Source organism: Streptomyces sp. NPDC060035, assembly GCF_042736635.1.
Lineage (GTDB): Bacteria > Actinomycetota > Actinomycetes > Streptomycetales > Streptomycetaceae > Streptomyces.
Map to the genome: position 1 here is coordinate 459,018 of NZ_JBHWVO010000004.1, position 7,464 is coordinate 466,481.

6 protein-coding genes are annotated in these 7,464 nt (G+C 68.2%); 2 read left to right on the forward strand and 4 right to left on the reverse strand.

Features of this window, described 5'->3' with window-relative positions; translation table 11 throughout:
• Positions 1-383: 383 nt before the first annotated feature.
• The 4 genes from ACFWBQ_RS09135 to ACFWBQ_RS09150 form a co-directional block, all read right to left on the reverse strand.
• Complete coding sequence (locus ACFWBQ_RS09135) at positions 384-587, reverse strand: cold-shock protein (RefSeq protein WP_023586116.1); 204 nt, start codon at positions 585-587, stop codon at positions 384-386.
• A 381-nt stretch (positions 588-968) separates the two neighbouring features.
• Entirely contained in the window at positions 969-1,793 is an 825-nt protein-coding gene (locus ACFWBQ_RS09140; RefSeq protein WP_385485727.1) for a YhjD/YihY/BrkB family envelope integrity protein, read from the reverse strand.
• 414 nt (positions 1,794-2,207) lie between these two features.
• Complete coding sequence (locus tag ACFWBQ_RS09145) at positions 2,208-3,551, reverse strand: class I SAM-dependent RNA methyltransferase (protein ID WP_385485729.1); 1,344 nt, start codon at positions 3,549-3,551, stop codon at positions 2,208-2,210.
• A gap of 100 nt (positions 3,552-3,651) precedes the next feature.
• Positions 3,652-5,700, reverse strand: coding sequence for an APC family permease (locus ACFWBQ_RS09150; protein ID WP_385485731.1), 2,049 nt, complete (start codon positions 5,698-5,700; stop codon positions 3,652-3,654).
• A 378-nt stretch (positions 5,701-6,078) separates the two neighbouring features.
• Here ACFWBQ_RS09150 and ACFWBQ_RS09155 point away from each other — a divergent pair, with 378 nt between their 5' ends.
• Positions 6,079-6,747 (forward strand): TrkA family potassium uptake protein, encoded by a 669-nt coding sequence (locus ACFWBQ_RS09155; RefSeq protein ID WP_205021562.1) that lies wholly within the window; start codon positions 6,079-6,081, stop codon positions 6,745-6,747.
• The gene (locus ACFWBQ_RS09160) at positions 6,747-7,424 is read left to right on the forward strand and encodes a potassium channel family protein (protein WP_385485733.1); all 678 of its coding nucleotides are present in this window, start codon (positions 6,747-6,749) and stop codon (positions 7,422-7,424) included. Before ACFWBQ_RS09155 ends, ACFWBQ_RS09160 begins: the two co-directional genes overlap by 1 nt.
• Positions 7,425-7,464: the final 40 nt, after the last annotated feature.

The following is a 7,464-nucleotide window of genomic DNA, read 5'->3' on the forward strand; positions in this document are numbered from 1 at the left end:
GGGTTGTGCCCGGGGCACCTTGTGGCGGGGGCCCGGGCGGGGTTTTCACCCCCGGGGCGCCCCCGTCCGCCCGGGGGGGGGGGCCCCCCCGGGCCCCCGGGGGGGCCCCACTGCCGTCTGGTCCACTTACAGGCATGGACCAGTGATAAAGAAAGAAAATCCGACCGGCGGAAATCCACGCGGGCACCGTGCTGAAATGGGTGGCGCGATGGGGACGTAAAATTCGGCCGTCGGCCGCGGTGCAGCTCAAGGAGGAGCCACGTGTGGTGAGACTGCGGATTCCTCCGAGCCGTCCCGCAAAGAAACTGCTGCGGGATACGCGTGCAGCTGGGGCCCGCACCCCCGAAGGGATGCGGGCCCCAGCTACAAAGGGTGCGTCGGCGTCAGGCCGGAACGATGTTCTCGGCCGTGGGGCCCTTCTGGCCCTGCGCGATGTCGAAGGTGACCTTCTGGCCTTCGAGCAGCTCACGGAAGCCCTGGGCTGCGATGTTCGAGTAGTGGGCGAACACGTCGGCGCCGCCACCGTCCTGCTCGATGAAGCCGAAGCCCTTTTCCGCGTTGAACCACTTCACGGTACCAGCAGCCATGTCATATCTCCTTTGGGGCAGTACATCGGAATCCGCACTGTGCGGACACCGTGTCGCCGCGATGATTAACCCCGTCCGGAAAATGACCGGAAATACAAAAGCGCTCCCACCGGCAGGAGCCGGGTGGGGGCACTTGAAGTTTTGGGAACCACAACTGCAACTGAGATCGACAGTAGCATGCCGCAGCACCCTGCGCGGGGTTGCATAATTCACCTTGCTCATTGCGGTAAAAACCCTCACTGCATGGCTCGTCAAACTCTCACCTCGCGGGCGCAGATATTAATTCACCTGGAGTGCAACGTTTCGGGAAGAGCGGTGTCGTCCGCCGCAACCGGGGCCGCAGGAGCCCGAAACGTACGCAGCTGCCCGCACGAGCGTCTTTCATTTCCGTGCGTGTGCCGTGCGGGGGAGTTCCTCGTACAGCAGTTGGCCGGCCAGCGCCCCGCCGAAGACGACGACGCCCACTCCGACCAGCCAGGACTGGATGACCAGGACGGTTCCGACGGGGCCGTAGCTGACGGTGTTGGATGCGATCAACGGCGAGAAGACGAGCCTGGAGAAGACCCTCAGGCCGAGCAGCCCGATCACGGTGAGGACGGCGCCGGGCAACAGGGCACGCCAGCGGATCCGGCCGCCGAGCAGGAATCGCTGGGACCACCAGAGGACCAGGACGGCGCTCAGCGAGGCGACGGCCCCACCGGCAAGGGGTTCGCGCCGCAGCGTGGTGGTGGCAGAGAGGAAGAGGTATCCGGTGAGTACGCCGAGCCACACCACATGCCGCCACCTGGCCCACCAGCGGGCCGGCGGCAGATCCCAGATCTTCTCGTAGCCGGTCTGCACCGCAGCCCCAAAGCTCAGGCCGAACACGGCGAGGGCGGCGATACCGAAGGCGGTCGTGGTCCGCAGCGCCTGGCCGGGCCGGGTGAACAGCCGCTCGACCTCTGCTCTGGAGGCGGTCGATACGCCGAGCCCATCCCCCAGCCACTGCGCGAAACCCCGCCCGTGCTCAGGATCGGCGGAGGAGACAATGATCAGCAGCGGCACCAGCGTGAGGAACCCCAGCGCCGCGAAGCCCAGCGCACGCGACAACAGCTCGAGATCGCTACTTCGCCGCCACCCCCGCCCGACCGGCGAATGGCTGATCACGTGGCGCAGCCGTCCGAACCAGGATGAACGGTCCGCGGCACCAGAAGGCTTCATCGGCATCCCTGTCGACTACCACAGCCGGATCCCTTGTCGCGCGAGGGCGCGAGGGCGCGAGGGCGCGAGGGCGCGAGGGCGCGAGGGCGCGACGCGGAGATTCCCCGATAGCCGGGCAACGACAAGGGGCTACCAGGGCTCAGCCACTGCGCCTGCTGAGAAGGGGCGCGCACCGGCCCGGATCACGGGCTCGGCAGGGCAGGGCACCGTTCATGCGGATCTGCCTGCGGAAGCACGTCGCTGATCAAGCGTCGTCCGAGCGGCAGGAATGCCGCACGAGGCCCTGCCCGCGTCGGTGAACTGTCGATCGTCTCGCCACGAAACCGCGGGGCAGGATCGCCTGGTGGTCGATCTGCCTGCTCGACCCGTTTCCATGGAGGAAACAGGTCGAGCGACCAACCATGACCACCAAACCGCAGGTCAGGCGCCCTTCGCGGCCGGCTCCAGAATCGCCACGCACTCCACGTGATGCGTCATCGGGAACAGGTCGAACGCCCGCAGCGTCCGCACCCGGTACCCCCCGTCCCGGAAGTACGCGATGTCCCGCGCGAGCGCCGCCGGGTCGCACGCCACGTACGCGATGCGGCGGGCGCCCAGGGCGACCAGCTGCTTGACCGTCGCCTTGCCCGCGCCCGCGCGCGGCGGGTCCAGGACGATCAGGTCGCACTCGGTGATGCCCGTGCGCGGCAGCACCTGGTCGACCTTGCCGTGCTCGATGCGTACCCGGTCCAGGTCCTTCAGGTTGTGCCGGGCGTCCTCGACCGCGCGCTTGCCGGACTCGATGCCCAGCACCGCGCCCTTCTCGCCGATCCGCTGGCCGATGGCGCCCGCGAACAGGCCGACGCCGCAGTAGAGGTCCAGCGCCATGTCGTTCTTGCGGGGCAGCAGCCCCTGCATGACCGCGCGCACCAGGGTGTCGGCCGCCTGCGGGTGGACCTGCCAGAAGCCGCCGGAGCCGACGCGGTACGTACGGTCGTCGGCGCGCTCGCGGACGAAGGCGCGGCCGTGGACGCGGTGGACGCCGCCGTCCTTCTCGTCGACGCGGAGCACCGAGACCGGCTTGTCCAGCTCGACCAACGGGAGCCGGCCGCCCTCGCGGGGGGTCAGGATGACCTGGCGGTCGTGCGAGCCGGTGGCGGAGATGGCCTCCACCGTTGCCATCTGCGGCCAGTCCTGCTTCTCGATGCCGAGCTCGGTCACACCGGGGGCGGCGATCATGCAGTGGTCGATCGGCTGGACCTCGTGCGAGCGGTGCTTGCGCAGTCCGACGAGGCCGTCCTGGTCGACGGCGTACTGGACGCGGGTGCGCCACGCCGGCACCTCACCCGGCGGGAGCTTGTCGCCCTCGGCCGGCATGACGGTGCCGTCCCAGCCCGCTTCCTCGGGGGTGAGGCCCGCGAGGCGCTGCAGCTGCTCGGCGATCACTTCGCCCTTGAGGCGGCGCTGGGCACCGGGCTTGGCGTGCTGCCAGTCGCAGCCGCCGCACTTACCGGGGCCCGCGTACGGACAGGGCGCCTCGACCCGGTCCTTGGACGCCTCGATGACCTGTACGGCGTCGGCGCGCAGGAAACGTGAGTCGCTCTCGCCGTCGGTGACCCGGGCGACGACCTTCTCGCCGGGGAGGGTGTGCCGTACGAAGAGGACCTGACCCTCGGCGGTGCGCGCGATGCAGTGGCCGCCGTGTGCCACGGGGCCGACCTCGACCTCGTACTCCCGACCGATCAGCGACTCCCCGGCCTGCGACGATGTGGATTCGTTCTGCATGAGGGGGTGGCTCCAGAGATCAAGGGAAATACGGCCGGACAACAACCCACGAGTCTACGTGGGTGTCGCCCGGCCGCTTACCACAAACGGTTGCGCCGAGTCAGCTCTTGTGGCCGGATTCCTTGTTCCGCCGCTCCACAGGGCCTCGGCGGACCGATCCCGGAGCGGTCCAGTCCGCGCGCTTCCTGGCCCGCAGCTTCGCGGCCTCGGAGGACTCCAGCTGGTAGGGAACCGAGGTCACCATCACACCCGGCGTGAACAGCAGCCGGCCCTTCAGCCGCAGGGCGCTCTGGTTGTGCAGCAGATGCTCGTACCAGTGACCGACCACGTACTCGGGGATGTACACGCTGACCACATCGCGGGGCCTGTCCTTGCGCAGCCCCTTCACGTACTCGATGACCGGACGGGTCACCTCGCGGTAGGGCGAGTCGAGGATCTTCAGCGGGATGTTGATGCCGCGCCGCTCCCAGTCCTCCTTGAGCACCTTGGTCTCGGCCGGGTCGACGCTGATGGAGAGCGCCTCCAGGTGGTCGGAGCGGACCAGTTTGGCGTAGGCGAGTGCGCGCAGGGTGGGGCGGTGGAGCTTGGAGACGAGGACGATCGAGTGGACGCGGGAGGGCCGTATGGTGTCGTCGGACGGGGTGTCGGAGGCGGCGATCTCCTCGGCGACGCGGTCGTAGTGCCTTCGGATCGCGGTCATCGTTCCGAAGAAGATCACCATGCCCAGCAGCGCGACCCAGGCGCCGTGCGTGAACTTGGTGGCCAGGACGACGACGAGGACCAGCCCGGTGAAGAAGGCTCCGAAGGTGTTGATCGCGCGGGAGCGGATCATGTGGCGGCGCTGGGCCGGGTCCCGCTCACTCCTCAGATGGCGGTTCCAGTGCCGCACCATGCCGATCTGGCTGAGCGTGAAGGAGACGAAGACGCCGACGATGTAGAGCTGGATCAGCCGGGTCGAGTCGGCCCCGTAGATCCAGACGAGCAGGATCGCGGCCCCGGCCAGCAGCACGATGCCGTTGGAGAAGGCCAGCCGGTCGCCGCGGGTGTGCAGCTGGCGCGGCAGGTAGCGGTCCTGGGCCAGGATCGAGCCGAGCAGCGGGAAGCCGTTGTACGCGGTGTTGGCGGCCAGGAAGAGCACGAGGGCGGTGGCCGCGGCGAGGAACACGAAGAGGAACGTTCCGTCGCCGAAGACCGCCGCGGCGACCTGGGAGATCACCGGGTCCTGGACGAAGCCGGCGCCGACCGCGGCACCGTCGTGGATCAGATCCTTCGCAGGGTTCTCGGCCATCTTCACGTCGGTGGCCATGGCGAGGCCGATGATGCCGCAGAACATGGTGACGGCCAGCAGGCCCATCGCCGCGAGGGTGGTCGCGGCGTTCTTGCTCTTCGGCTTGCGGAACGCGGGTACGCCGTTACTGATCGCCTCCACACCGGTGAGCGCGGCACAGCCGGAGGAGAAGGCCCGCAGGAGCAGGAAGACGAGCGCAAAGCCGGCCAGCCCCTCGTGCTCGGGCTTGATCTCGTAGTCCGAGGTCGGCGCGTGCATGGAGTCGCCGAGAACCAGCCCCCGGAACGCGCCCCAGAGGATCATGGCGAAGACCCCCGCCACGAAGAGGTACGTCGGGATGGCGAAGAGCTTGCCGGACTCCTTCACACCCCGAAGATTCATCAGGGTCAGCAGCACGATGGCCCCGATGGCGCAGAGCGTCTTGTGTTCGACCACGAAGGGGATCGCGGAGCCGAGGTTTTCCACCCCCGAGGAGATCGACACGGCGACGGTGAGGACGTAGTCGACGAGGAGGGCGCTGGCCACGGTCAGACCGGCCTTGGGACCGAGGTTCGTGTTGGCGACCTCGTAGTCACCGCCACCGCTCGGGTAGGCGCGCACGTTCTGCCGGTAGGAGGCGACGACGGTGAACATGAGGACCACGACGGCGGCCGCGATCCACGGGCTGAAGTGGTAGGCCGACACGCCCGCGATGGACAGTACGAGGAGGACTTCTCCTGGTGCGTACGCCACAGAGGACAGCGGGTCGGATGCGAAGACGGGGAGCGCGATGCGCTTGGGGAGGAGTGTCTCTCCCAGCTTGTCGCTGCGCAGCGCCCGGCCGATCAGGATCCGTTTGGGCACGTCGGTCAGTTTGGACACGCTGAGGATCGTAAACGCTGCGGGGACAGGCCAACGAAGCACCACCCCCTCGGCGCCCGTAAATCCTTCATAATTACCCGCCCTCACCGGAAAAGTCCATGGAATCCTTAACGGAATCCTTGCGGCGCGAGCGGCGGAACGAGCGGCGGTACGTGGTGCGTCACGGGCTCGCTGTGGAAGCCCGCGATGCTCCCCTTTGCCTATCCGGCCGCGGGATACGCACACTCGGATGAGGCAGTGGATGCAGCGCCGCATAAGCTCATCCCGGCACCACCGAAGGTGGTTGCCCCATTGTTTGCCCCGCAAGCTGAGAGAGAAGTGTGAGCAGGGTGTTTTCGCAGGTCATCCGGACGACCAGGACTGCGAGGTAGGCGCAAGGTGCACATCGTCATCATGGGCTGCGGCCGAGTCGGAGCCGCACTCGCACAGACCCTGGAGCAGCAGGGGCACACGGTCGCCGTGATCGACCAGGACCCCACAGCGTTCCGTCGGCTCGGTTCCGGGTTCGGCGGCCGGCGGGTGAGCGGGGTCGGCTTCGACCAGGACACCCTCCGCGAGGCCGGGATCGAGGAGGCCGGGGCGTTCGCCGCGGTGAGCAGCGGCGACAACTCCAACATCATCGCGGCCCGGGTGGCCCGCGAGATGTTCGGAATCGAGAACGTCGCGGCGCGCATCTACGACCCGAAGCGTGCCGAGGTCTATCAGCGTCTCGGTATCCCGACCGTCGCCACGGTCCGCTGGACGGCGGACCAGATGCTGCGGCGGCTGCTGCCGTCGGGGGCCGAGCCGCTGTGGCGGGACCCGAGCGGTGGTGTTCAGCTTGCCGAGGTGCACACGACGCCGTCCTGGATCGGTCACAAGATCAGCACGCTGCAGGAGGAGACGGGCGTCCGCGTGGCCTTCCTCACCCGGCTGGGCGAGGCCATACTGCCCACGTCGCAGACGGTTCTGCAGGAGGGCGATCTGGTCCACGTGATGATGCGTACGGACGAGATCGCGAAGGTCGAGGAGGCCTTTGCCGAAGGTCCTGAGGAGGGCGGTCACTGATGCGCGTGTCGATTGCCGGGGCCGGCGCGGTGGGCCGCTCCATCGCAGCCGAGTTGCTGGAGAACGGGCACGAGGTGCTGCTGATCGACAAGGCACCGACCGCCATCTCGGTGGAGCGGGTCCCGATGGCCGAGTGGCTGCTCGCGGACGCCTGCGAGATCACGTCGTTGGACGAGGCGGCACTGCAGCGCTGCAACGTGGTGATCGCCGCGACCGGCGACGACAAGGTCAATCTGGTCGTCTCGCTGCTCGCCAAGACGGAGTACGGCGTTCCGCGGGTCGTCGCCCGGGTCAACAACCCGAAGAACGAGTGGCTGTTCAACGAGTCCTGGGGGGTCGATGTCGCGGTCTCCACTCCGCGTCTGATGTCCGCCCTGGTCGAGGAGGCGGTGAGCGTCGGTGATCTGGTCCGGCTGCTGCGCTTCAGCCACGGCGACGCCAACCTCGTCGAGCTGACGCTGCCCCCGGAGTCGGCGCTGGCCGGCACGCCTATCAGCGATGTCGCCTGGCCCGAGGACACCTCGCTGGTCACCATCATCCGCGGTACGCGCGTCCTGACGCCGAGCCCCGAGGAGACCCTGGAGGCCGGTGACGAGCTGCTGTTCGTGGCCGCTCAGGCGCGCGAGGAGCAGCTGGAGGACCTGCTGTCGGTCCGCCGCGATCCCACCGAGGACTGAAGATACGCACGTGAGAGGGGCCCGGAACCGTGTGTCACGG